This window comes from Paenibacillus andongensis (assembly GCF_025369935.1).
GTDB classification, from domain to species: Bacteria; Bacillota; Bacilli; order Paenibacillales; family NBRC-103111; genus Paenibacillus_E; species Paenibacillus_E andongensis.
On the sequence record NZ_CP104467.1, the window covers coordinates 2,795,197 to 2,818,005 of the forward strand.

Here is a 22,809-nt window from a genome sequence, read left to right on the forward strand (position 1 = left end):
GGTACCTCATATTGTTGTGATCGGAAGCTTAAACATGGATATCGTTATTGAAGCAGATAGACACCCACAACTGGGAGAAACGATTCTTGGATCTAACGCCCGGTTCATACCAGGTGGCAAAGGTGCAAATCAAGCGGTAGCGGCTGCAAGGCTCGGAGCCCAAACAACAATGATTGGAGCTGTCGGAACAGACAGTTTTGGTCAAGAGTTATTAAAAGCTTTAGATGATAATCAGATCAGTAGAAACTCAGTTAAACTCATGGATGGTATTGCAACGGGGATAGCTTCCATCTTTATCTCCAATGGGGATAACAGCATTGTGGTTGTTCCGGGTGCTAATTATCAATTGCTACCTGACGATATCGATCGATATGATGACATCATTCAAACGGCGGATATCCTTCTTCTTCAGCTGGAAATTCCTTTAGAAACGGTTGTCCATGCTGCGAAAAAGGCAAAATCCTTTGGAAAGACGGTTGTCTTGAATCCGGCTCCCGCTCAGTTTTTACCTGACGAGCTGTTAAGGAATGTAGATTACATCACTCCCAACCGTTCTGAATTGAGCTTGCTTACAGGAATCCATGCAGAGGGTGAAGAGTTGGAAGTTGCTATGACAAGTTTGATGCAAAAAGGAGCAAGTAACGTTATAACGACTTTAGGTGGTGACGGATCTGCTTTTTTAGAAAAAGGTAAGCTTCACAAAGTGCCAGGCTATAAGGTTTCTGTTGTCGATACGACAGGTGCTGGGGATTCATTCAATGCCGGATTAGCTTTTTCGCTTGCCAAGCAAAACAGCTTGGAACAATCTGTATCATTTGCAGCAAAGGTTTCTGCGCTAGCTGTTACTAAGTTTGGGGCTCAAGCTGGAATGCCGAGCCTTGAGGAAGTGGAACTGTTTGCGAAGAATTCCAAGGGAGAGTCATCATGAAAAAGATCGGAATTTTAAATAGTGAAATTTCCAAGGTGATCAGTGAACTTGGGCATACCGACACGATTGTCATTTGTGATAGCGGGCTGCCTATTCCTGCCCATGTTAAGCGGATTGATTTGGCTTTGAAACAAGGTGTTCCTTCTTTTATGGATTGTTTGGAAACCGTACTTAAAGAATTACAAGTGGAGCAGGCTTTCGTTGCACGTGAAATGGATCAAAGAAGCCCAAAACTAAAGAAACAAACAGAGTTGGCGTTGGAAGGGGTAACTTTGAATGAGGTCAGTCATGAAGAACTGAAGACAATGACTCATCAAGCAAAGGCAATCATTCGAACGGGTGAGTTTACTCCATATGCCAACGTGATTCTTCAATCTGGAGTTATCTTCTGAAAGGAGGAATTGGAATGACATCAAAACTATTGGAAATGAAGGGAATCAGTAAAAGTTTCCCAGGTGTTAAGGTGTTAGAACAGGTAGATTTCACCCTGCATCGCGGAGAAGTACATGCGCTGATGGGGGAAAACGGGGCTGGCAAATCTACGCTAATGAAAATATTGGGTGGGATTCATACAAAGGATAGTGGATCCATTACAGTTAATGGAAACGTTTACGATATTGCATCGCCTTCCATGGCACAAGACTTAGGTATCGTTATTATTCATCAGGAGCTAAATATGGTTCCCCATTTAACGGTCATGGAAAATATTTTTCTTGGTCGAGAATTCACTTATGGGAAGTCGAAGCTAATTAACTGGAGAAGGATGAGACAAGAGTCCCATCGTTACTTATCTCAATTGGGTTTGAATATTGATCCGGGTACGTTAGTTAATGAGCTTTCTGTAGGTCAACAGCAAATGGTCGAAATTGCGAAAGCGCTGTCTATGAAGGCAGAAATTCTTGTTTTGGATGAACCGACAGCGGCCCTCACCGATCGTGAAATTGAGGCATTGTTCCTTGTCATCGCTTCCCTTAAGGAAAAGGGTGTCGGCATGATTTATATTTCGCATCGGATGGAAGAAATTTTTAGGATTTGCGATCAAGTTACAGTGATGCGCGATGGACATTATATTGGAACCGAATACATTGCCAATACGACGATGGATCATCTCGTCAAAATGATGGTTGGCAGGGAAATAAAAGACCGTTTTCCTAAAGTAAAAGTCACCCTAGGAGAAGAAAAACTGACGGTGAGCGGGTTGACTCAAAAAGGGAAACTCCATGACATTTCCTTATCTGTAAGAGCAGGAGAGATCGTAGGCATCGCCGGACTTATGGGTGCTGGAAGAACAGAACTGGCGAAAGCACTGTTCGGAGTGACTCCTATTGATCGTGGAACGATTTCCATTAACGGAAAACCAGTCTCCATTCATAAACCAATTGATGCCATTCACGCGGGTATTGGCTTAATCACGGAAGATCGGAAAGATGAGGGACTGCTCCTTCCCCTTTCGGTAAACGACAACTTAGCCCTTCCGAATCTGAAGCTATTGTCATCATTTGGTTTCATGAACCGTTCAAAGGAACGGGAGCTATCGGATTCCATGATTAAAAAACTGCTGATTAAAACACCAAACAGTGAGCAGAAGGTCGGCTCTCTTAGCGGAGGTAATCAGCAAAAAGTGGTTATCGGAAAATGGTTGGCGACAAGCCCGCAAGTTTTGATTTTGGATGAGCCCACACGCGGAGTTGATATCGGTGCTAAGAAAGAAATCTATGATCTCATGAATGAACTAGTTTCGCAAGGTGTAGCCATTCTTATGATCTCTTCCGAGCTTCCGGAAGTTTTGGGAATGAGTGACCGCATACTCGTCATGCACGAGGGGAAAATAAGCGGTGAATTTACACAAGAAGAGGCAAGTCAGGAAAAAATCATGTTAAGTGCAACAGGGGGAGGGAACCGACATGCAGGTTGACGGTAAAGCTTTAAGCAGACCCAAAATCGGTAAGATGCAGAGTCTTGGGTCTTTATTGGGATTGGTTCTAATTGTAGTTATTTTGTCGGTAGTGAACGGTGATTTTTTAACCGTTGGTAATATTTTTAACGTTCTTCGTCAAATTTCGATTAATGCTCTTATTGCCTTCGGTATGACATTCGTTATTCTGACTGGGGGAATCGATCTTTCTGTAGGATCCATACTGGCCTTATCAAGTGCTTTTACGGCTGGTTTAATGGCAAGCGGGATGAATACGTGGCTAGCTGTAGGAATCGGTTTAGTTGGCGGTTTGGTCATGGGAGCGATCAATGGATTGTTAATTACGAAAGGTAAGGTAGCTCCATTTATTGCGACACTGGCAACAATGACAGTATTCCGCGGACTTACCTTAGTTTATACGCAGGGAAGGCCAATCACGGGCTTCAAAGAGGATTTCGCTTTGTTAGGGAAAGGGTATTTTCTGCAAATTCCAATGCCAATTATATGGATGGTTATTGCATTTGCAGTTTTATATATTATTTTAAAGCATACAACTTTTGGTCGACGTGTATACGCACTCGGCAGCAACGAGGAGGCGACTTGGCTTTCAGGTATTAACACATCGAAAGTAAAAATCTTGGTTTACTCGATTAGCGGTCTATTAGCTGCAATTAGCGGTATCATTCTAACTTCCAGACTTAACTCCGCTCAGCCGACAGCAGGAGGAGCTTTTGAACTGGATGCGATTGCAGCCGTAGTTCTTGGTGGAACCAGCTTATCAGGGGGAAGAGGTTGGATTGTCGGTACATTAATCGGAGCCATGATCATTGGTGTATTGGACAACGGTCTTAACCTATTAAATGTTTCGTCTTTTTATCAACAGGTGGTTAAAGGGATAGTCATCTTAATTGCTGTATTGTTAGACCGATCAAAGGCTCGAAAATAAAACACATCAAAGGGGAGTTTACCATGAAAAAAATGAATCTCGTATTGTCCGCCGTAGTAGCGGTGTTCCTGATATTGGCTGGTTGTTCGACTCAATCTAAGGTTGAGGGAGGAGCTACTGCTGCACCATCAGCTACCACGGATAGCAAAGCAGCTACAGGTAAGATGACAATTGGGCTTTCCGTATCCACTTTAAATAATCCATTCTTCGTCACCTTGAAAGATGGTGCGGATAAAGCGGCAAAAGAAGCTGGTGCTACTTTGGTCGTTGTAGATGCTCAAAATGATACAGCGAAACAAATTAGCGGCATTGAAGATTTAATTCAGAAAAAGGTAAGCGTAATTCTTATCAATCCAACAGATAGCGACGCGATTGTTACTGCAGTTCAATCTGCCAATAAAGCCAATATTCCTGTAATTACGGTTGACCGTGCAGCCAATGGCGGAACAGTCGTTACTCACATTGCTTCAGATAATGTAAAAGGCGGCAAAATGGCAGGCGACTTTATTTTGAAAACCCTTGGTGATAAAGGTAATCTAGTAGAACTTCAAGGGATCGCAGGAACTTCTGCAGCACGTGATCGAGGAAAAGGCTTCCATGATGCTGTTGACGGAAAAGCTGGCGTAAAAGTGATTGCTTCTCAACCTGCTGATTTCGACCGAGCAAAAGGGCTTTCCGTAATGGAAAATATTTTACAAGGAAATAAAGATATTCAGGCGGTATTTGCTCATAATGATGAAATGGCATTAGGTGCCCTTCAAGCGATTCAAGCATCTGGTAAAAATATTGCTGTAGTTGGTTTCGATGCTACCGATGACGCGGTTAAAGCTGTAAATGACGGGAAACTTGCCGCAACAGTAGCTCAAAAACCGGCATCCATCGGAGACACAGCTGTGAAAACAGCGTTGAAAGTGCTTAAAGGGGAAAAAGTTGAAAAATTTATTCCGGTAGATTTGGAATTGATTACGAAAAAATAAGAATACGTATCTGTTTATCATATTAGCAAAATGAGTGATGAACCCTTCCACTGAAGGAAATAAAGGTGGTGGGGTTCATCTTCTGTTTAAAAGGTGAATTCAACATTGGAGGTTGGCACTGTGAATCAACGATTTAAAAAAATAAAACTAACTGTCGGTAAGAAGTTATATGCCGGCTTTATCGTAATTTTGTTATTGATGTGTATGCTTGGTTTGACAACAATAAATCAATTGAAATCTGTGAACGTTAAATCTATAAACATTACTACAGACCGGTTGCCTGGCATTGAATTGATTAATGAGATTAATTATTTAACGGAGCAAGTACGTTCCCTGGAACTTCGAACTTTAATTGAACCCAATCAATCTTTAATTGGAGAACTTAACGCCCAAACGCAAATAGCCATGGAGAAGATCGAAAATGACTTTCAGACATATGCAAAGACGATTGCCACTGATGAAGAGCAAGTAAATTTCGATTCGTTAAAAGAAGAGTGGGACAAATATAAATCTTTACATAACCAATTTATTGAGTTATCCAAAAAAATTAATCTCATTTATAAGGGGTCAGGAGACAAAGGAGATCAGCTTTTACAATTCTTAAGGGATTCACAAAAAGTATTTGATAATATGCAAATCAATGTGAACTTTTTAGTTAAAATCAATCATGATGGTTCAATAAAGGCGGGAGAAGAGTCTCAACAGGTCTATCATTCAGGTATTATAACTTCTCTAGTTTTCATTATCATCTCGCTCATTATTTCCATGATTCTTGCCTATTTTATTACCCGAAATATTTCTAATCCAGTACGTTTGGTATCTCGTATGCTAGAGCAGGTGGCATCAGGTGACCTTAGAATCAAAGCAATGAAAGTGAAAAACCGCGATGAAATTGGTAATTTGGTAAATTCACTAAATCAAATGGTTGGAAATTTACAAAGTATTGTAATTCGGATTCAACAAGCTTCCCTAACAGTAGCTTCTTCGTCAGAGGATTTGTCGGGGAGTTCGGAAGAAACATCCCTATCTACGGAGCAGATTACAACAGCCATGCAAGAAGTAGCCGCAGGGGCGGAGAATCAAATGTTGGGATTCTCTGAAACAAGTAAGGCCATGGAAGAAATGTCAAAAGGCATTCAGAATATAGCTGAAGCTTCAAGCAATGCGTCAGATCTTGCAATTGAAACGACAAAAGGAGCTATTCAAGGTAATGAAATGATCCATTTAGCTATCCATCGGATGAATGCTGTAAACGATATTGTACAAAAGAGTGCTGCTGAACTTATCCAATTAAATGATCGTTCTAAAGAAATAGGCGGCATAGTAAATATGATTACCGAGATCGCATCTCAAACACATTTGCTTGCTTTGAATGCTTCGATAGAGGCAGCTCGTGCGGGGGAACTAGGGAGAGGCTTTTCAGTCGTTGCCGCAGAAGTTAAAAAGTTAGCAGAGGAGTCTGAACGGTCAGCTCAGCAAATTCAGGAATTAATTCGGAGTATTCAAACGGATACAAGTCGCGCTGTCTTGTCCATGAATGAAGGAGTAAGTGAAATTCATGACGGGATGAAATCTGTCAGCTTAGCGGGAGCCGCTTTTGAAGAAATCGTGGGTGCATTCGACAGCTTATCTATCCAGATTCAAGAGATTGCATCATCATCCGAACAAATGTCCGCGAGTAGTGAACAAGTGACTGCGTCCGTATTGGAAATGACTCATATCTCTAAAAAGTCTTATAGCCATACCCAAAATGTTGCAGAAACTTCCATTGGACAATTAGCTTCTATGCAAGAAATCACAGCTTCTTCGAATACTTTAACTGTAGTCGCACAAGAATTACAACAAGTAATAAGTATGTTCAAAATCGATAAAGAATAAAAGACAGTACTCTACAAATTTTGGGCTCTTTCAAGTTTTTGTTCAACCATTGGGGATCAGTAGATCAGGAGGGGCAGCATCTTCTAGAGCAGCTCCTCTTTGATTTACTTGGATATATTGAATAACTCTAATATGTAGAAATAATCCGTGAAAGGAGGCTTCCACTCACTTCTTCTGCCGGAATTCGTTCGGGGTCATACCGAATTGCTTCTGAAATACCTTGGCAAAATACTTCGGATCGACATAGCCGACCTGCTCGCATATTTCGTATATTTTAAGTCCCGAATTCTTCAGCAGCTCGCATGCTTTCTCCATCCGGACATGAGTCAAATACGAGTTGAAGAGCAGGCCGCTCTCACTTTTAAAAATTTGTCCGAAATAGTGCGCCGTCAAATGTATAGTCTCCGCCACATCGGAGAGCGAAAGCGGTGTATGCAGGTGGTCTTGGATATACCGCATCGCTTTACGAACGATTTCCTTGTGATATGTCAAGGGGAGCTCGGGTTGAACCGCTTCGATATCGGCTCCAGTTTCTGGATTGCGAGATCCTAAGAGACGATCGACGGTCTCGAGAAGCTCATCCGTGTCGATGGGCTTCAAGATGTACCCTTTGGCCCCGTATTTCAGCGCCGTTCTCGCATAGGTGAAATCTTCATAACCGCTGATCAGGATGACTTGAGTATTCGACATTTCTTCGTAAATGTATTGAAGCAGCTGCAGTCCGTCCATATCCGGCATGCGGATATCGGAGATGACAAGCCCGATCGGCTCCGCCTCCAGATAACGGATTGCGTCGTATCCGTTGTGAGCGATGCCGACGACCTCGATGTGCCGCTCGTCCCATTCCTCCATCGAGCTTAAACTGTCCGCAATGATCCATTCATCGTCGACGATCAATAGCTTTGTTTTCTTCATGTCGACTCCTTCCTAGGCAGCTTGAACGTCACGGTCATGCCGTTTCCTTGGACGCTCTCCACGTGTATACCGTAATTCGTCCCAAAATAGAGCTTAATGCGCGATTGCACATTGAATAAACCCACCTTGCCATGATGCTTGGTCAGCTCGATCGCCCGGTGCTCCAGGTCGTTACTTAGCTGCAGCAGCGCCTCCGTCCCCATGCCCACGCCTTGGTCGCTGACGCTGATATAGACGTCATTGCCATCGAGCCAGCCCTTCACTTCGATATTCCCGTCGCGCTGCTTCGGATCGAGTCCGTGAATGATGGCGTTCTCGATGACGGGCTGCAAAATCCATTTGATCGTATATAGGTGAAGCAGCTGCGGATCGAGCTGGATGTCATACCGGAAGCCTTCCTTCATCCGCAGCTTGTGAATTTCGAGATAATTCCGTACGTAAGCAACCTCTTTCTCAATCCGAATCATATCGTCGAAGGTGCCGATGCTCATCCGCAGCAGCTTGCCGAGTAGCACGATCATCCGGCTGATTTCCTGCTGCTTCGTTTTGCGGGCTAGGGAATTAATCGATTCGAGCGTGTTGTACAGAAAATGCGGATTGATCTGCGACTGCATCGCGGTCACCTCGGCGCGACGCTTCTGATCCTGCTCATCGTATACTTGCCGGACCAAATCTTGGATGCGGCGCACCATCGTATTGAAGCCTTGACCGAGGACGCCGATCTCGTCTAACGCCCCGCCTTGATAGTGCACGTCGAAGTCGCCACGGCCGACCTTCATCATCAGATTGCGAAGATGTAGAATGGGCTTGGAAATCCGGTCCGATAAAATGAGCGAAACGATCACGCAAACGACGATGCTGCCGATCGTAATCCAGAGAGCGATCTGGCGGATGCCGTAAATCGGCTTGTAGAGCTCGCTTTTTAAAAAATAGGAGGTGAAATTCCAGCCTGTCGTTTTGTCGTAGCGTTGAATGAGAAAGTAGTTTTGCTCCAGATGTTTATAATCATCGTCAACAAAAAGGCCGGCTTGATATGGGTATAAGATCTCTCCCGCCCGATCGGTAATAATAACACCTGAAGCGTAATCGTTGTAAATGTCGCCCATCAAGAAAATGTTTTTCAGTAAATCCTGCAACACGTCGATTTTAAAATCGATGATCAGAACGCCGCGAGCTCCGGACCCGGTGTCTCTCATGTAACGGATGAATGAGAAAACGGGTTGAGTCGCCTCTTGAGCGCTATAGGAACGGTAGTGCATCTGCGAAATCGTATACAAGTTCGCATTGTCTTCGTTCCCAGAAAGCCAATGAAAGTCGCTTTGCCGGGTGGCACCGGGACGCAGATCGTAGCCGTAAGCATGGATGAGGCCGCGGTCGCTAATAAGCGTCATTCCGATATTTTCAGGGCGAATAGCTTGGGTGGCAGACAATAAACGATTCAGGTCGGGGATAAGGGCTTGTTCTGCCGCGGTGCTCGGCTTGTTTAGGAAAGCCAAGACGTTCGGGTCCAGGGCGATCGAGTCCCCCATGCGCCGCATGTCGGCAATATAAAGAGAGAGCGTTTTCAACTTTTGATCGAGTATATTGATCGTTTCCCTTTGGAGCTTTTCATTCAGCTTACGTTCGGAGCTTGATAGCGTAAACCAGCCCGATAGCATAAGCGGTATGGTCGAGAGCAGCAGGAACGACAGAAGCAGCTTGGAGAAAATCGAGTTCCGGAACAACAAGCGCGATACCCCCTACCTCAAGGCTTATGCAGTAATGTAAGTATACCTTAGCAGAACATGCTTAATTCAGGCAAATAGAAAAAATGCACGATTTTTACACCCAAGATCAATGGTCTGTCTCCTTTTTTGGTAGTGTAAACATGATATATTTGTATTGAAATCGCTTACAGAGCACAAACTGATAGACGAAAGCGGACAGGCAAACAGTTTCAGGGGGGAGTGGTAATGAGACGGAAACAAGGACTATGGGTTATGATGACCGCCCTTTTCTTTTGGGGACTAACCAGCTGCGGCGGCGCAGATTTGACCAAGACGAAGCGGCAGGAGCCGGCAAAATCGGAGACGTCGGACAAGGCGTCCGTTCATGAAGGACGGATCAAAGTCGTGCATTATGTTGGCGGCAAGCTGGGCGACAAGGGCTTCTTCGATTCGGCCGAACGGGGACTCAAAAAAGCCGAGTATGTATTCGGCTTCGAAACGTCGACCGTTGAAGGAGGCGAGGATTCCACGGTTTGGAAGGCTGGCCTCGAGAAGCTGGCGGCCTCCGGCGTATATGACGTCATCGTAGTTGGCACGACGCCATTGAGGGAGCTAGTTAAGGAGTTGGCAGGCCGTTATCCGAAGCAGCGGTTTGTGTTCTATGACGATACGATTCAAGGAATACCGAATGTTTACGCGATGCTCTATTCGCAGAGCGAGGGTTCGTTCCTCGCGGGCGCTTTCGCCGCGATGGTCTCGACGAGCCCGGAGCTGAGCGGGGCAAATCCCGAGAAAAAAATCGGTTTCATTGGGGGCGTGGATAACGAAATCATTAATGATTTCAAGTCGGGTTACGAGCAGGGCGCTTTGTTTATCGATCCGGATATGCAAGTGGTAGCGGTTTACGTCGGCGATTTTGTGAACCAAGGCAAGGCGAAGAAATTGGCGAAAACGCAGTACTTGTTGCAGAAGGTTGACATTATATATAACGTGGCCGGCGCCGCCGGGTTGGGTCTGCTGAAAGCAGGGAATGAAGCCGGCAAATACACGATCGGGGTCGACAGCAACCAGAATCCATTGTATCCGGGCAGCGTGCTCACCTCCATGCTCAAAAATGTGGATGAGTCCGTTTTTCGTGCTTTAAGCAAAATCCGCGGTGGTTCGCTGCCATTCGGTACGACGGAGGTGCTTGGTGTGAAGGTGAGCGGGATCGGGATTGCCAGGGACGAGCTGTATGAGAAGTACGTTCCAAATATAATTAAGGAAAAAATAAAAGATATTGAGGGCAAGATCGCCAGCGGGGAAATCAGGGTCAAGTCCTCCTTGACAAAAGTGAGTCCATAAGCGTGTGGTTGGTTAAGAATCGCTGTTCGGCATTTAAAGATCGAAGGCGACATCCAAGAAGAGCAGACACATCTGTTCGATGTAACGCTCATACAAAGAGGTTCGACAGAAAGGAAAAGAAATGATGAATAAACCCCGTATTGTGGTCATCGGGAGCTTGAATATGGACATTGTAGTGGAAACGTCTCGATTTCCGCGTGTCGGGGAAACTCTGACAGGCGAGCATGTCCACTTTATACCAGGCGGCAAAGGCGCGAATCAGGCCGTAGCTGCTGCGAGACTAGGCGGTCAGGCGACGATGATTGGCTCCGTGGGAGACGATATGTTCGGACAATCGCTCATTGAATCGCTTCAGCAGGATGCGATTTCCACAGATCATGTCATTCGGATCGCCGGAACCCCGACAGGTATCGCCTCTATCATGCTGGCCGAGTCGGACAACCAAATTGTAGTCGTTCCGGGGGCCAACGCAAGCTGTTTGCCAGAACATATTCAAGCCGTGGAGCAAGTCATCGCTGAGCATGATATCGTGCTCGTGCAATTGGAAATTCCGCTTGAAACGGCTTCGGCCGTTTGCCAGTTAGCGAAGAAGTTAGGCAAGACAGTGATCTTGAATCCAGCACCTGCGCGCAAGCTGTCGGAGGCTATGCTGAAATGCGTGGACTATATAACGCCGAACCGCTTAGAGCTGGCGACACTCACTGGCATTGATGCTTCTGGCGATCAGCTGCAGACAGCAATGGAAGCGCTGCTTGATCTGGGACCGAGCTGTGTCATAACGACGCTCGGCGAGGAAGGCTCTGCCTTTCTACGCAAAGGAGAATCATTAGTGAAAGTTCCAGCTTACCGTGTTCCTGTTGTTGATACGACTGGAGCTGGTGACGCCTACAACGGTGGACTAGCCTATGCGCTGGCCGCGGGCAGTGAGTTGAAAGAGGCGGTAGCTTTCGCTTGTAAGGTGTCTGCGATGTCTGTAACAAAGCTCGGTGCACAAGCTGGCATGCCGACCCAGGAAGATTTAAAAACATTTAACCAACCATAAGATAATCCTAAGGGGGATTTACACGATGAAAAAAAGATTAGGAATCACTGCCTTATTGTTACTGTCCGTATTGGTATTCATAGCAGGTTGTGGGAAGTCGGGCACATCAACAAGCACGCCAGGAGCAGCAGGTACACCTGCCGCGGGCAAGAAAATCAATGCTGTATACTTCGTGAACGGAACGCTTGGAGATAAAGGATTTTTCGACTCTGCACAAAGAGGCGTGAAGCAAGCTGGTGAAACACTTGGCATGACAGTGAAAACCGTTGAAGGCGGCACGAACCAAGCTGACTGGCCATCAGGACTAGAATCACTCGCTTCCAGCGGGAAATATGACGTGATCGTGCTTGGGACAAGCCAAATGACAGACATCATCAAAGATGTGGCGAAGCGTTACGAGAAACAGAAGTTCATTTTCTTCGATGAAGCTATTACAGGTCTTCCGAATGTGTACTCCATGACTTACTCGCAAAATGAAGGTTCCTTTATGGCAGGAGCATTTGCCGCATTGGTTACGACAAGCACAGAACTGAAAGGTGCAAATCCAGAAAAAGTGATCGGCTTTATCGGCGGTATGGACATTCCCATTATTAATGACTTTAAAGCGGGTTATGAGCAAGGCGCGAAATACGTGGATCCCGCAATTACGGTTGTCGCTTCTTATGTTGGTGACTTTGCAAACGCTCCCAAGGGTAAAGAACTTGCACTCGCTCAGTATAATTCACAAAAAGTAGATATCGCATTCAACGTAGCCGGAGGAGCTGGACTTGGCCTTCTGGAAGCGGGTAATTCATTAGGCAAATATTCGATCGGTGTAGACTCCAATCAAAACGGTCTGTATCCGGGCAGTGTGTTAACTTCCATGGTAAAAGCGATTGACAACTCGGTTCTCCGTGCATTGACTTTGTTCAGTCAAGATAGACTGGGATTCGGCAAGAATGAAGTGTTAGGTATTAAAGAAGGCGGCGTAGGCTTGGCGAAAGACGAATTGTACAGCAAACATGTCCCTAAAGCTATGCAAGATAAAATCATGGAAATTGAGCAAAAGTTAAACAAAGGCGAAATCAAAGTGCAATCCACTTTGAAATAAGCCGGTAACGAGGGGGAAACGTAGCCATGGCGATTTTGCTGGAGATGAAAGACATCCATAAAACTTACCCCAATGGTACGAAGGCGAACCGTGGTGTGGATTTGACAATACATGAGGGCGAGATTCATGCCCTAGTCGGCGAGAATGGAGCTGGCAAATCAACGCTTATGAAAATACTGTTCGGACTAGAGGCACCGACAAGCGGCTCCATCCTTTATAAAGGCCAACCGCTTCGCTTCCAAGGACCGAAAGATGCGATTAAGCAAGGGATGGGCATGGTGCATCAACATTTCATGCTCGTCCCCTCGCTCACAGTTTCAGAAAACATCGTGCTTGGTGAGGAGCCCGTCAAAGGGCTTTTCTCCCTCGTACGAGATCGTGCTAAGGAACTTTCCGAAATTGAAAAATTGATTGAAACTTTCAAACTGAAGGTTGATCCTCGTGCAACGGTCGAAACGATATCTGTTGGGCAGAAACAACGCGTTGAAATTATTAAGGTGCTGTATCGCGGCGCACGCCTCATTATTCTTGATGAACCAACGGCTGTCTTAACACCGCAGGAAACTGATGAGCTGTTTGAATCGATCCAAACGCTGGTTAGACAAGGCTATACGATCATTTTCATTACGCATAAACTGCGTGAAGTGATGGAAATATCCAATCGAGTTACGGTGCTTAAAGCAGGGAAAACGATCACGACACTGCTTACCAAGGAAACGAATCCGGAAGAAATTTCGAGACTCATGGTTGGCAGAGAAGTCTTATTTCGCGTCGAAAAGCAGCCTTCCGAACCGAAAGAAACCATATTATCAACTAAGAATCTGTGCGCTTCGGATGATAAGGGAGCACCGGCGCTTCGTGGTATTTCGCTCGATATTCGGGCTGGCGAGGTGGTGGGAATCGCAGGCGTGGAAGGAAACGGACAAACAGAACTGGTCGAAACGATCACGGGTATGCGAAGAGCAACATCAGGTGCAATTAGCTACTTAGGCGAGGAATTGATCGGAAAAAGCGTTGCGCAAATTCGCGCGATGAAAATCGGGCACGTTCCAGAAGACCGGCAAACAACGGGCGCCAGTTTAACGTCGACCATTGCCGAAAACTTAATTCTTGACCATTACCGGAATCCTGAATTCCGACGGGGACCTTTTCTGAATAAAAAGAAAATCAAGGAATTTGCAAAAGTGATGATGGATGTTTACGACGTACGCGCTCAAAACGAAGACGTGATGGCCGGAGCTTTATCCGGGGGCAACTTGCAAAAAGTGGTGATAGCCCGGGAGATTTCGAAAAATCCGAAGCTTCTGATCGCATCACAGCCAACCCGGGGTGTCGATATCGGAGCCATCGAATCTATTCATCGTGAGATTATCAAAAGGCGTGATGGAGGCGCGGCAGTACTGCTCGTTTCGGCTGAATTATCGGAAGTCATGGGCTTAAGCGACCGCATTGCTGTTATGTACAATGGTAAAATCGTTGCCGTTCTTAATAATCATGATGGGCTGACAGAAGAGGAACTCGGCTATTACATGCTGGGGATCAAGAATCAGGAAAGGAAAGAGGCGCTCCAATGAATACAAGACAAGCTATCTATTTGGAAATCACAGGTATCATTGCCGCAGCTGTCATGGCGATCCTTTGCGGATTCATCGTGATCTTGTTCTCCAGCCAAAACCCGATTGAGGCGATCAGTTCTTTTCTGGGCGGTCCTCTATCCGGGGCGTTCAATATCGGTACCATTTTGAATAAAGCCGTTCCCCTGATTTTGACGGGATTGGCGCTATCCGTTGTTTTTCAGAGTGGTGTATTCAGCATGGGAGCAGAAGGTCAGCTGTACGTTGGCGCTTTCGTAGGTTCTCTAGTCGCTGTCTATGTACACGGTTTACCAGCTTGGATTCTGCTTCCCTTGGTGCTTATATGTGCAATGACTGGCGGGGCGCTTTATGGCGCGATACCTGGCTGGCTCAAGACAAAGTGGAATGCGAATGAGATTGTTACTACGCTGATGATGAACTTCGTCGCGATTTTGACCACCTCGTACTTGGTCAACAACGTATTCAAAGATCCGACTAGCGGCGGCTTCGCTCGCATGCATTATGTAGATGAAGGTGCAAAGTTGGGCAAAATATTCGCAGGGTTCCCGGCACACTATGGTGTAGTAATCGCACTGCTGGCTGCTGCTGTCGCGTATCTTTTTATGTACAAAACGCGATCGGGGTATGAGCTGCGCTTAGTAGGTAAAAACAGCCGGTTCGCCGATTACGGCGGTATCTCAACGAAGCGTGTTGTGATTGTAAGCGTGATGATTAGCGGAGCGCTGGCTGGACTTGCTGGTATCGTTGAAATTCTCGGTGTACACGGCACTTATAAAGATAACTTTTCAGCTGGATTAGGTTTTGATGGCATTATCATTGCTTTACTTGCTAGAAATCATCCGATTGGCGTAGTGGCTGTTAGTTTGTTCTATGCTTACCTTCAAGTGGGTGCTGCATCCATGCAGGTGGGGAGCGATATGCCGCGTGAGTTGGCTATTATTATTCAAGTTATGCTGGTCTTATTCGTTTCTTCGCAAGCGATCTTTGCTTATTTGAAACAAAAATTCGTCCTGCGGCAAAAGGCGGTGAACTAAATGCTATCAGCTCTTTGGGGTCAAATTATCGACTTATCTCTGTTTGTTGTCCTGCTCAGATTCACAACACCGATTCTGCTGTCGGCTTTAGGCGGACTTATCGCCGATGTCGCAGGCGTCATCAATATCGGTTTGGAAGGTTTGATGCTAATCTCAGCGTTTAGCGCCATTGCCGTTGGTTCTGTAACAGATAGTTGGGTTCTCGGTTTGGTTGCAGGGGTTGCTTCTTCCATGCTCGTGTGCTACGGAATGGGGTTCTTCTCACTCAAACTGAAAGTGGATATGATCATTACCGGCTTTGCCGTGAATATTTTGGGTTCAGGCTTGACGATTTTCCTTATGAACAAAATTTTCGGAGTGACAGGCAACTACACACCTTCTGGATTGCAGAATATTCCCGTTGTTCGTATTCCGTTTATTGATACGATTCCTTTCTTGAATAAGCTGCTTAGCGGGCACAGTCTCATGACCTGGATCGCTTTCTTATCTGTCCTGTTATGTGTATTCATTCTTTACAAAACACCATACGGCGTTCACCTCCGTTCCGTTGGCGAGGCGCCGCAAGCGGCCAAATCGCTCGGTATTTCCGTAAATCGCATTCAATATTCAGCGCTTGCTTGGAGCGGATTGTTTACGGGTTTAGCCGGCGCCTACTTATCTATGGGTATGACGAGTATGTTCGTTAAAGATATGACCGCTGGCACAGGCTTCCTGGCACTTGCCGTCGTTTTACTCGGGAACCGCAATCCGGTCGGAATCTTGTTCGGCTCGCTGATTTTCGGCTTAGCTAGCGCGATCGCCACAGTTGTCCAAACGATTCCGGGCAGTAAAGTTCCGAGTCAATTTATCCAAATGATTCCTTATCTCGTAACCATTGCAGCACTTGTATTCTTTGCCATTCGCAAGAAGAAAAAGCTGAACGATGCGCTAAGGGCGCAGGCCGAAGGGGCAGTGAAAATTGCTGCGGCTTAAGAAAAGGAGCGAACGATGGAATCTAAAGTGAAAAGAAAAATGATTATTGATTGCGATCCGGGGCACGATGATGCTATCGCGATCTTATTGGCAGGGGCTAATCCGCACGTGGAGTTGGTCGCTATCACGACTGTGGCAGGCAATGCAGAGGTCGAGAAAACGACGGTTAACGCTTTGAAAGTATGCGAGCTGGCTGGCATCACGCACGTTCCTGTTGCCAAAGGAGCTGGACAGCCGCTCATACGAGAGCGGAGGACAGCGGCAGACATTCATGGCAACTCTGGCATGGATGGCCCTATGCTACCTAATCCAAGTAAATCTGTGGAGAAGGAACACGCCGTTGATCTTCTTATTCGCAAGTTGATGGAATCGGATGGCGATATTACACTGGTTCCGGTCGCGCCGCTCACGAACATTGCACTGGCAATGCGCAAAGAACCGGCGATTTTATCCAAAATACAAGAAATTGTCATCATGGGCGGAGGAACGTTCGGAAATTCAACACCTGCTGCCGAGTTCAATATTTACGTTGATGCGGAAGCGGCAAAGGTTGTATTCGAGAGCGGCGTGCCTATCACGATGATGGGTCTGGATTTAACGCATCAAGCGATCGTAACAGATGATGTTCATCAACGAATTCTCGATGTGGATAACCGGGTTTCTCATTTTGTTCATGAACTTTTGGGTTTTTTCGCCCATACGTACAAAGAAGTATTCGGTTTTGCCGGTGCTCCGATTCACGATGCTTGCTGCGTTGCTTATTGTATTGACCCGACGGCATTCGGAACGAAGAAGCTGCGGGTTGATATTGAAACAAAAGGTGAGCATACGTACGGTATGACAGTTGTTGATTTGCTGGGTGTCACAGGTCGTGAGCCCAATGTAAATGTGGCCTTCACTCTCGACCAAGATAAATTCTGGGACATGCTAATTCAAACTTTGAAAAACTACACATAGAGGTGACTACATTGCAAAACGTTCGCATGATTCTTGATGTTGATACAGGTATTGATGATTCCATGGCGATTTTGCTCGCCCTGAAAACAAAACACATAAAAGTAGAAGGCATTACAACCGTGTTCGGTAATACGGATGTCGTGCAAGCAACTCGCAATACGCTGCAAGTGATTGAACTGTCGGGCGTTGATTACGAAGTGCCGGTAGCCATGGGCGCTGCAAAGCCGCTGTTCCGCGACTGGCGCGGTCCTGTCACGCATATTCACGGCGATAACGGTATCGGTAACTGCGAGCTGCCGCAGCCCAAAGGGAAGGCTATTGCGGAGAGCGCTGCTCAGTTCATCGTTCGCAAGGTGAATGAAAACCCGCACGAGCTAACGCTAGTGTTCGTGGGTCGGATGACGAACCTGGCTATCGCACTCGCACAAGATCCTTCCATCGCTTCCAAGGTGAAGCGGCTTGTGATCATGGGCGGCGCGGTGAAAGTGCCTGGCAACGTTACACCTGTTGCCGAAGCGAATATCTACGGCGATCCTGAGGCTGCGCATCGCGTGTTTGAATCCGGTATCCCGATTACGCTCGTCGGCCTCGATGTTACGATGAAGACGATCATCGGCGAGGAGCACCTTCGTTTACTTACGGAATCGCCTGTTCCCGGCAATGAAAGGGCAGCCGCTTATATCAATGAAGCTAACAAGTTTTATTTTAACGCATACGACAAACAAAACGGTTTCTACGGCGCACCGCTGCATGATCCGCTTGCAGTTGCTGTAGCTGCTTATCCGGATCTTGTCACGACGGAAGATTTGTATATAAGCATTGAGACAAAAGGGACCATGTCCTATGGAGCTACATTGGCTGATTTCCGCAGAACGGTGCCGGTAACGAATACAGCAGTTGCGTTTGAAGTCAACAGCCCGCGGTTTCTTGACTATTTCATCACCACATTAAAGAGCTAACGAGAGGAGAAACTTAGATGAAACCGATTATTTTGGATGTTGATACAGGTATTGATGATGCACTGGCAATAAGTTACGCGGTGAATGCCCCAGAAGTGGAATTACTGGGGGTGACGACTTGCTTCGGCAACGTTACGGTTCAAGAAGCGACCCGCAATACGCTGCTAGTACTGGAACATTTGGACAGTTCAGTTCCTGTCATTCCGGGGGCGGCTAAGCCGCTTTTCGTTAGTCGAGTGAAAGCGAGTGCGACCCATATTCATGGCGAAGACGGCATTGGGAACACGCTGACAGATATGTCTACACGAGAAGCATCCCAGCAGTACGCACCACAATTTATTATTGATCAAGTGCGGAGTAAGCCGCATCAAGTGACGATTATTACGGTCGCTGCGATGACGAATCTGGCGCTAGCCATCATGCAAGCTCCTGATATCGTGGGCCTAGTGGACAAGGTGGTTGTTATGGGCGGGGCTGTAACTCGAGCAGGTAATGTGACACCGCATGCGGAAGCAAACATTTATGCCGACCCTGAAGCGGCGGATTATGTGTTCGCCTCCGGCATCCCGATCACACTCGTAGGGCTTGACGTAACGATGGAGACACTGCTGCCGAAGAAAGATGTTCAGGTTTGGCGCGATAAGCAAACAGCTCTCAGCACTTTATTGGCGGATATGACCGATTTTTATATTGATGCCTATGAAGATTTCTACCCGGGCATCGGTGGCTGCGGCCTTCACGATCCGCTTGCGGTTGGTGTGGCCATTAATCCGGATTTCGTTACTACGAAACCCCTGCATGTACGGGTCGATCTCGACGGTTTCCACTCCTTAGGCCGTACAGTGGGTGATCTGCGAAGTAAGCCAGCTAACAAGCCTAACATGGATGTTTGTTTGGAAGTAGACGCCGAGCGTTTCTTGGAACACTTTCTCAGTAAAGTAGTTTAAATGGAATTGACTCGATTTCGTCATAAGATTTATATATAATGGCATAATAACGAAACGTGGCGGACTGGGCACACAGTCCGTTTTTTTCTTTTCGCAGGGAGGTAACATGAAATACATTTTATTTGTTTTGGCTGGGGCATGCAGCTTCGGTTTATTATCTACTTTTGTTAAGAAAGCTTATGAGTCTGGTTTCAATGTCGGTGATGTCGTCGGCAGCCAAAACCTATTCGGAGTGATTATGCTGTGGATGTTGGTCTTCGTGACAGCGAAATCCGCCAAGCAGTCTACAGGGTCGCCTACATTTAAAGTAACAAAGCGGCAAGCTCTCTCGCTCATGGCCGTAGGAACGACGACAGGCTTAACGGGGATGCTATACTATGCGGCTTTGCAGTATATTTCGGCTTCGTTCGCGATTATCTTGTTGTTCCAATTTACATGGATGGGCATCTTGCTGGAGGCAATCTTCGAGCGCAAACGACCTGGTAAGGACAAGATTTTATCACTCATCATCTTGTTTGTTGGGATTATTATGGCAAGCGGCTATTTGGGCGGGGGTCAGGAGGCTGTTTCCTGGATAGGTATTACCCTTGGTTTGTTGGCAGCAGTTACCTATGCGCTCTTCATCTGGTTTAGCGGGAAAACAGCCAAACAAGTCGCTCCGATCACACGAAGCGCGATTATGCTGACGGGCTCGTTTATTCTCGTCATGCTGGTGTTTCCACCGCATTTTCTTGTAAATGGATCATTGCATGAGGCGCTTCTGCCTTGGGCGCTGCTGCTAGCTCTCTTCGGTGTTGTCATTCCGCCATTGTTCTATGCTATTGGCGTACCGCGTGTTGGCGGAGGACTGGCAACCATCTTGAGTGCAGCTGAGCTGCCAACTGCCGTTGTTATGTCGTACGTCGTGTTGAACGAGTCCGTCAACTGGATGCAATGGCTTGGCGTAGGGATCACGATGTTCGGCATTGCCCTTCCTGAGTTGATGAAGCGCAAGAAGAAGAGTCCAGCTGTTACTGTCGGCGCAAATGTAAGTGCGTGATCAACGGTCTTTTTCTAAAAGGTGAACGCGAAATCGTCAAGATTTCGTGTTTGCCTTTTTCAATTGATAAGGAGGGTGGGAATTTCCTTGATTACCGTCGATTGAGGTTGCTGGATGAATGAATCCATATTCTCGGTTGAAGATGTTGCAGAAAGTGCATCAAAATGGGCTATTTTGGTTGATTTTATTCCGGCATCCGTTTACAATGCTCATGAATCTGTTGATGAGGTGTTCGCTATGCGTAAATGGCTTAAGGATAGTTGGAAACGCTTATTTCAGCGTAAAACGATTTTTCGCAATATGGTTACCTTGTCTTTATTCGTAGCTGTCATTCCGGTATTAGCCGTTGGAATCGGAAGTTATATGTTTTCTGCTTCGGTCGTGCAAAAAGAAGTTAACCAATCGAATGTCCGCATATTGAATAACGTGTCCTCCAGTATCGATTCGACGTTGGATCGGATACAAAACAATGCCATTCAAATGCTGTTGGGTACTTTCTTTACCTCGAATTTGACGGAGATGAAGAGTACGAACTATGCCGGCTTTTATTCTTACATTTCAAGAGAGTTATCTGCGCTGCAAAATGGCAACAAAGAGGTAAGCGATGTTGCGATGTACGTGCCGGATGAAGGTTATCTAATCTCGCCGATCTCCGGTGGTCGCAGAATTACGGAAGACAAAGAACGCGAGGCGATGTTGAAGGAACTTGCCTCCGAAGACCATATCAAATGGGTCACTGGACCCTACCCGTATTTGCCCGGTTATCATGGTAACGGTGTTACATTTATATGCAAAGTGCCGCTTCTGGCCACTAAGCCGACCGGTCTCTTGTTTATCCGTATCGACGAAGCACTGTTTCAGAACATTATGAACCGATTCGCCAGCTATCGCGGTGAACAGATGTTCATCCTAAACGCGAAGGGTGACCTCGTCACCTCAACGGGTGGAGATACCGTGCCGCAAGGATTGTTCGATCGTGTTGCTCAAAAGCAATCAGAGCAGCGCTTTACTTTCTCTTTTCAAGGTACGAATTACATGGTGACACCAATCACTTCCTCCTATAACAAATGGCAGTATATTAACATGGTGCCAGTCAATGAATTGAACGCCAAATCGAAAGGCATTGCCCTGATTACGGTGGCGATCATTGCAGTTTGTCTTGTACTAGGTATCTTAATCGCATTATGGGGATCAAGGCGTGTCTATCGTCCGATCGAGAACCTCGTGGCCCATTTGAAAGGCGGACAAGCAATTGACTCGGAAACGGATGAAGTTGGCTTTGTACGCAAACGATGGGGTGAGCTGAGCAGCACGGCCAATCAACTGCAGCAGCAGCTAAGCGATCAATTGCCCTTAGTTCGTGAAATTTTTGCACTGCAGCTTTTACAGGGGCGGTTTCTCCATTACTCTGGGGATCAGTTAGAGGGCATGCTGCGCAGATACGACGTACCTGCCGGGCGGGAAAACAGCATCTTCGTCATCACTTGCGACCCGCCGCAGGATAGTGGTTCGCGCTTTCAGGAAAATGACCGCGATTTGATCGTCTTTGCCTTGAAAAATATTGTTTGCGAGCTGCTGCAATCACAGGAAATGGAGGGTATCGTCATCAATCAGCTGAATGATCAGGTCGCTGTTTGGCTGTTCCGCGACCCCGAGCAGACAGATGACGGGCAGACAGAGGTTAAATTGTTTGCAGAACGCCTGAGAATGCTGGTGTCCGATTATCTACGTCTTCCAGTGACCATCGGTTTGAGTGGACAAAGCGACCGGATTACAGATTTGCCTGAACTTTATGAAGAGGCGGTCTTGTCCGTGCGCTCCCGCATCATCGTTGGCGGTAATCAGGTGATTACGCACTCGGGCGGTGGAGGCGCAACTGAACTTCATTACCGCTATCCGCTCGAAATCGAAACCCACTTCGAACATTCCTTGCAGCTAGGCGATCAGGAAGAAGCGGAGCGGATGCTGGCTGAATTCGCCAAGTCGATGAGTGATAACGTCCAAAAGCCTGAACTGATACAAATGTCGTATTATCGGCTGCTAACTGCTGCTATTCGAACTGCTTACTTGCTGGGCATCGATTCGGCGCAGGTGTCGGGAGAAGCGGAATCCGATCCTTACGGACAAATCCGCAAGATCAGCACGATTCGTGAATTGAATGAATGGTTCAAACTTCAAATGGTTGATCCGATTGTTGCTTATGTGCACGGCAAACAGCATCAGGAACATGAACAATTAATCCAAAAGGTCGTCCGCTACATCGAGGACAACTATCACTTCGATTTATCGCTGGATCAATGCGCACAAATTTGCGGTTTGAGTTCCCATTATTTGAGCAAGCTGTTTAAAAAGACGATGGATGTTTCATTTATCGAATATTTGACGAAGATCAGAATTGAACGGTCCATCGAGCTGCTGCGAACGACGGATTTGTCGGTTTCGGACATTGCCGAAAGAGTCGGCTACCAGACGAAAAACTTTATACGTGTATTCAAAAAGCACATCGGCGTTACGCCGGGTCAATACCGGGGAGCCGACAGCGATACTTAGCATGCACATATTTTG

General features: G+C 46.5%; 19 protein-coding genes. 17 read left to right on the forward strand and 2 right to left on the reverse strand.

Annotated features, from left to right (window positions below; all coding sequences use genetic code 11):
- The first annotated feature begins 16 nt into the window (after positions 1-16).
- The 6 genes from rbsK (NYR53_RS12245) to NYR53_RS12270 all read left to right on the forward strand — a co-directional run bounded on the left by rbsK (NYR53_RS12245) (position 17) and on the right by NYR53_RS12270 (position 6,644).
- A complete protein-coding gene (gene rbsK, locus NYR53_RS12245; RefSeq protein WP_437180177.1) occupies positions 17-928 on the forward strand; it encodes a ribokinase in 912 nt (303 codons plus the stop codon).
- A complete protein-coding gene (gene rbsD / locus NYR53_RS12250) occupies positions 925-1,320 on the forward strand; it encodes a D-ribose pyranase (protein ID WP_261305425.1) in 396 nt (131 codons plus the stop codon). Before rbsK (NYR53_RS12245) ends, rbsD begins: the two co-directional genes overlap by 4 nt.
- 14 nt (positions 1,321-1,334) lie before the next feature.
- Positions 1,335-2,843 carry a sugar ABC transporter ATP-binding protein gene (locus NYR53_RS12255; protein WP_261305426.1) on the forward strand — a complete coding sequence of 503 codons (1,509 nt, stop codon included), beginning with the start codon at positions 1,335-1,337 and terminating at the stop codon, positions 2,841-2,843.
- Positions 2,844-2,877: 34 nt separating this feature from the next.
- On the forward strand, positions 2,878-3,789 hold the full coding sequence (locus NYR53_RS12260; RefSeq protein ID WP_290429008.1) for an ABC transporter permease subunit: 912 nt from the start codon (positions 2,878-2,880) through the stop codon (positions 3,787-3,789).
- 23 nt (positions 3,790-3,812) lie between these two features.
- The gene (gene rbsB, locus NYR53_RS12265) at positions 3,813-4,766 is read left to right on the forward strand and encodes a ribose ABC transporter substrate-binding protein RbsB (protein ID WP_261305428.1); all 954 of its coding nucleotides are present in this window, start codon (positions 3,813-3,815) and stop codon (positions 4,764-4,766) included.
- Between the two features lie 120 nt (positions 4,767-4,886).
- Complete coding sequence (locus tag NYR53_RS12270; RefSeq protein WP_261305429.1) at positions 4,887-6,644, forward strand: methyl-accepting chemotaxis protein; 1,758 nt, start codon at positions 4,887-4,889, stop codon at positions 6,642-6,644.
- 165 nt (positions 6,645-6,809) lie between these two features.
- Here the strand turns inward: NYR53_RS12270 and NYR53_RS12275 are convergent, their stop codons facing one another.
- Both NYR53_RS12275 and NYR53_RS12280 read right to left on the reverse strand, forming a co-directional pair.
- Complete coding sequence (locus NYR53_RS12275) at positions 6,810-7,559, reverse strand: response regulator transcription factor (RefSeq protein ID WP_261305430.1); 750 nt, start codon at positions 7,557-7,559, stop codon at positions 6,810-6,812.
- Entirely contained in the window at positions 7,556-9,286 is a 1,731-nt protein-coding gene (locus NYR53_RS12280; protein WP_261305431.1) for a cache domain-containing sensor histidine kinase, read from the reverse strand. Before NYR53_RS12280 ends, NYR53_RS12275 begins: the two co-directional genes overlap by 4 nt.
- A gap of 225 nt (positions 9,287-9,511) precedes the next feature.
- Here NYR53_RS12280 and NYR53_RS12285 point away from each other — a divergent pair, with 225 nt between their 5' ends.
- The 11 genes from NYR53_RS12285 (at position 9,512) to NYR53_RS12335 (ending at position 22,794) form a co-directional block, all read left to right on the forward strand.
- Positions 9,512-10,609 carry a BMP family lipoprotein gene (locus NYR53_RS12285; protein ID WP_261305432.1) on the forward strand — a complete coding sequence of 366 codons (1,098 nt, stop codon included), beginning with the start codon at positions 9,512-9,514 and terminating at the stop codon, positions 10,607-10,609.
- Positions 10,610-10,730: 121 nt separating this feature from the next.
- Positions 10,731-11,651: a ribokinase gene (gene rbsK / locus NYR53_RS12290; protein WP_367618641.1), complete on the forward strand. Its 921-nt coding sequence runs from the start codon at positions 10,731-10,733 to the stop codon at positions 11,649-11,651.
- Between the two features lie 25 nt (positions 11,652-11,676).
- On the forward strand, positions 11,677-12,741 hold the full coding sequence (locus NYR53_RS12295) for a BMP family lipoprotein (protein ID WP_261305433.1): 1,065 nt from the start codon (positions 11,677-11,679) through the stop codon (positions 12,739-12,741).
- Between the two features lie 26 nt (positions 12,742-12,767).
- Positions 12,768-14,315, forward strand: a complete 1,548-nt coding sequence (locus tag NYR53_RS12300) for an ABC transporter ATP-binding protein (protein ID WP_261305434.1) — start codon at positions 12,768-12,770, stop codon at positions 14,313-14,315.
- Entirely contained in the window at positions 14,312-15,370 is a 1,059-nt protein-coding gene (locus tag NYR53_RS12305) for an ABC transporter permease (protein WP_261305435.1), read from the forward strand. Before NYR53_RS12300 ends, NYR53_RS12305 begins: the two co-directional genes overlap by 4 nt.
- Positions 15,371-16,342, forward strand: a complete 972-nt coding sequence (locus NYR53_RS12310) for an ABC transporter permease (protein ID WP_261305436.1) — start codon at positions 15,371-15,373, stop codon at positions 16,340-16,342.
- Between the two features lie 15 nt (positions 16,343-16,357).
- Positions 16,358-17,299, forward strand: coding sequence for a nucleoside hydrolase (locus NYR53_RS12315; RefSeq protein WP_261305437.1), 942 nt, complete (start codon positions 16,358-16,360; stop codon positions 17,297-17,299).
- An 11-nt stretch (positions 17,300-17,310) separates the two neighbouring features.
- A complete protein-coding gene (locus NYR53_RS12320; RefSeq protein ID WP_261305438.1) occupies positions 17,311-18,258 on the forward strand; it encodes a nucleoside hydrolase in 948 nt (315 codons plus the stop codon).
- Positions 18,259-18,275: 17 nt separating this feature from the next.
- Positions 18,276-19,205 carry a nucleoside hydrolase gene (locus NYR53_RS12325; RefSeq protein ID WP_261305439.1) on the forward strand — a complete coding sequence of 310 codons (930 nt, stop codon included), beginning with the start codon at positions 18,276-18,278 and terminating at the stop codon, positions 19,203-19,205.
- A gap of 106 nt (positions 19,206-19,311) precedes the next feature.
- Positions 19,312-20,244, forward strand: a complete 933-nt coding sequence (locus tag NYR53_RS12330) for an EamA family transporter (RefSeq protein ID WP_261305440.1) — start codon at positions 19,312-19,314, stop codon at positions 20,242-20,244.
- A gap of 114 nt (positions 20,245-20,358) precedes the next feature.
- Positions 20,359-22,794, forward strand: a complete 2,436-nt coding sequence (locus tag NYR53_RS12335) for an AraC family transcriptional regulator (RefSeq protein ID WP_261305441.1) — start codon at positions 20,359-20,361, stop codon at positions 22,792-22,794.
- Positions 22,795-22,809: the final 15 nt, after the last annotated feature.

Excerpts from the sequence above, each read along its gene's own strand:
- rbsD (WP_261305425.1), top strand. The coding sequence starts at position 925 with ATGAAAAAGATCGGAATTTTAAATAGTGAAATTTCCAAGGTGATCAGT.
- NYR53_RS12255 (WP_261305426.1), top strand. The coding sequence starts at position 1,335 with ATGACATCAAAACTATTGGAAATGAAGGGAATCAGTAAAAGTTTCCCA.
- NYR53_RS12260 (WP_290429008.1), top strand. The coding sequence starts at position 2,878 with ATGCAGAGTCTTGGGTCTTTATTGGGATTGGTTCTAATTGTAGTTATT.
- rbsB (WP_261305428.1), top strand. The coding sequence starts at position 3,813 with ATGAAAAAAATGAATCTCGTATTGTCCGCCGTAGTAGCGGTGTTCCTG.
- NYR53_RS12275 (WP_261305430.1), bottom strand. The coding sequence starts at position 7,559 with ATGAAGAAAACAAAGCTATTGATCGTCGACGATGAATGGATCATTGCG.
- NYR53_RS12285 (WP_261305432.1), top strand. The coding sequence starts at position 9,512 with ATGAGACGGAAACAAGGACTATGGGTTATGATGACCGCCCTTTTCTTT.
- rbsK (WP_367618641.1), top strand. The coding sequence starts at position 10,731 with ATGATGAATAAACCCCGTATTGTGGTCATCGGGAGCTTGAATATGGAC.
- NYR53_RS12295 (WP_261305433.1), top strand. The coding sequence starts at position 11,677 with ATGAAAAAAAGATTAGGAATCACTGCCTTATTGTTACTGTCCGTATTG.
- NYR53_RS12300 (WP_261305434.1), top strand. The coding sequence starts at position 12,768 with ATGGCGATTTTGCTGGAGATGAAAGACATCCATAAAACTTACCCCAAT.
- NYR53_RS12305 (WP_261305435.1), top strand. The coding sequence starts at position 14,312 with ATGAATACAAGACAAGCTATCTATTTGGAAATCACAGGTATCATTGCC.
- NYR53_RS12310 (WP_261305436.1), top strand. The coding sequence starts at position 15,371 with ATGCTATCAGCTCTTTGGGGTCAAATTATCGACTTATCTCTGTTTGTT.
- NYR53_RS12315 (WP_261305437.1), top strand. The coding sequence starts at position 16,358 with ATGGAATCTAAAGTGAAAAGAAAAATGATTATTGATTGCGATCCGGGG.
- NYR53_RS12325 (WP_261305439.1), top strand. The coding sequence starts at position 18,276 with ATGAAACCGATTATTTTGGATGTTGATACAGGTATTGATGATGCACTG.
- NYR53_RS12330 (WP_261305440.1), top strand. The coding sequence starts at position 19,312 with ATGAAATACATTTTATTTGTTTTGGCTGGGGCATGCAGCTTCGGTTTA.
- NYR53_RS12335 (WP_261305441.1), top strand. The coding sequence starts at position 20,359 with ATGAATGAATCCATATTCTCGGTTGAAGATGTTGCAGAAAGTGCATCA.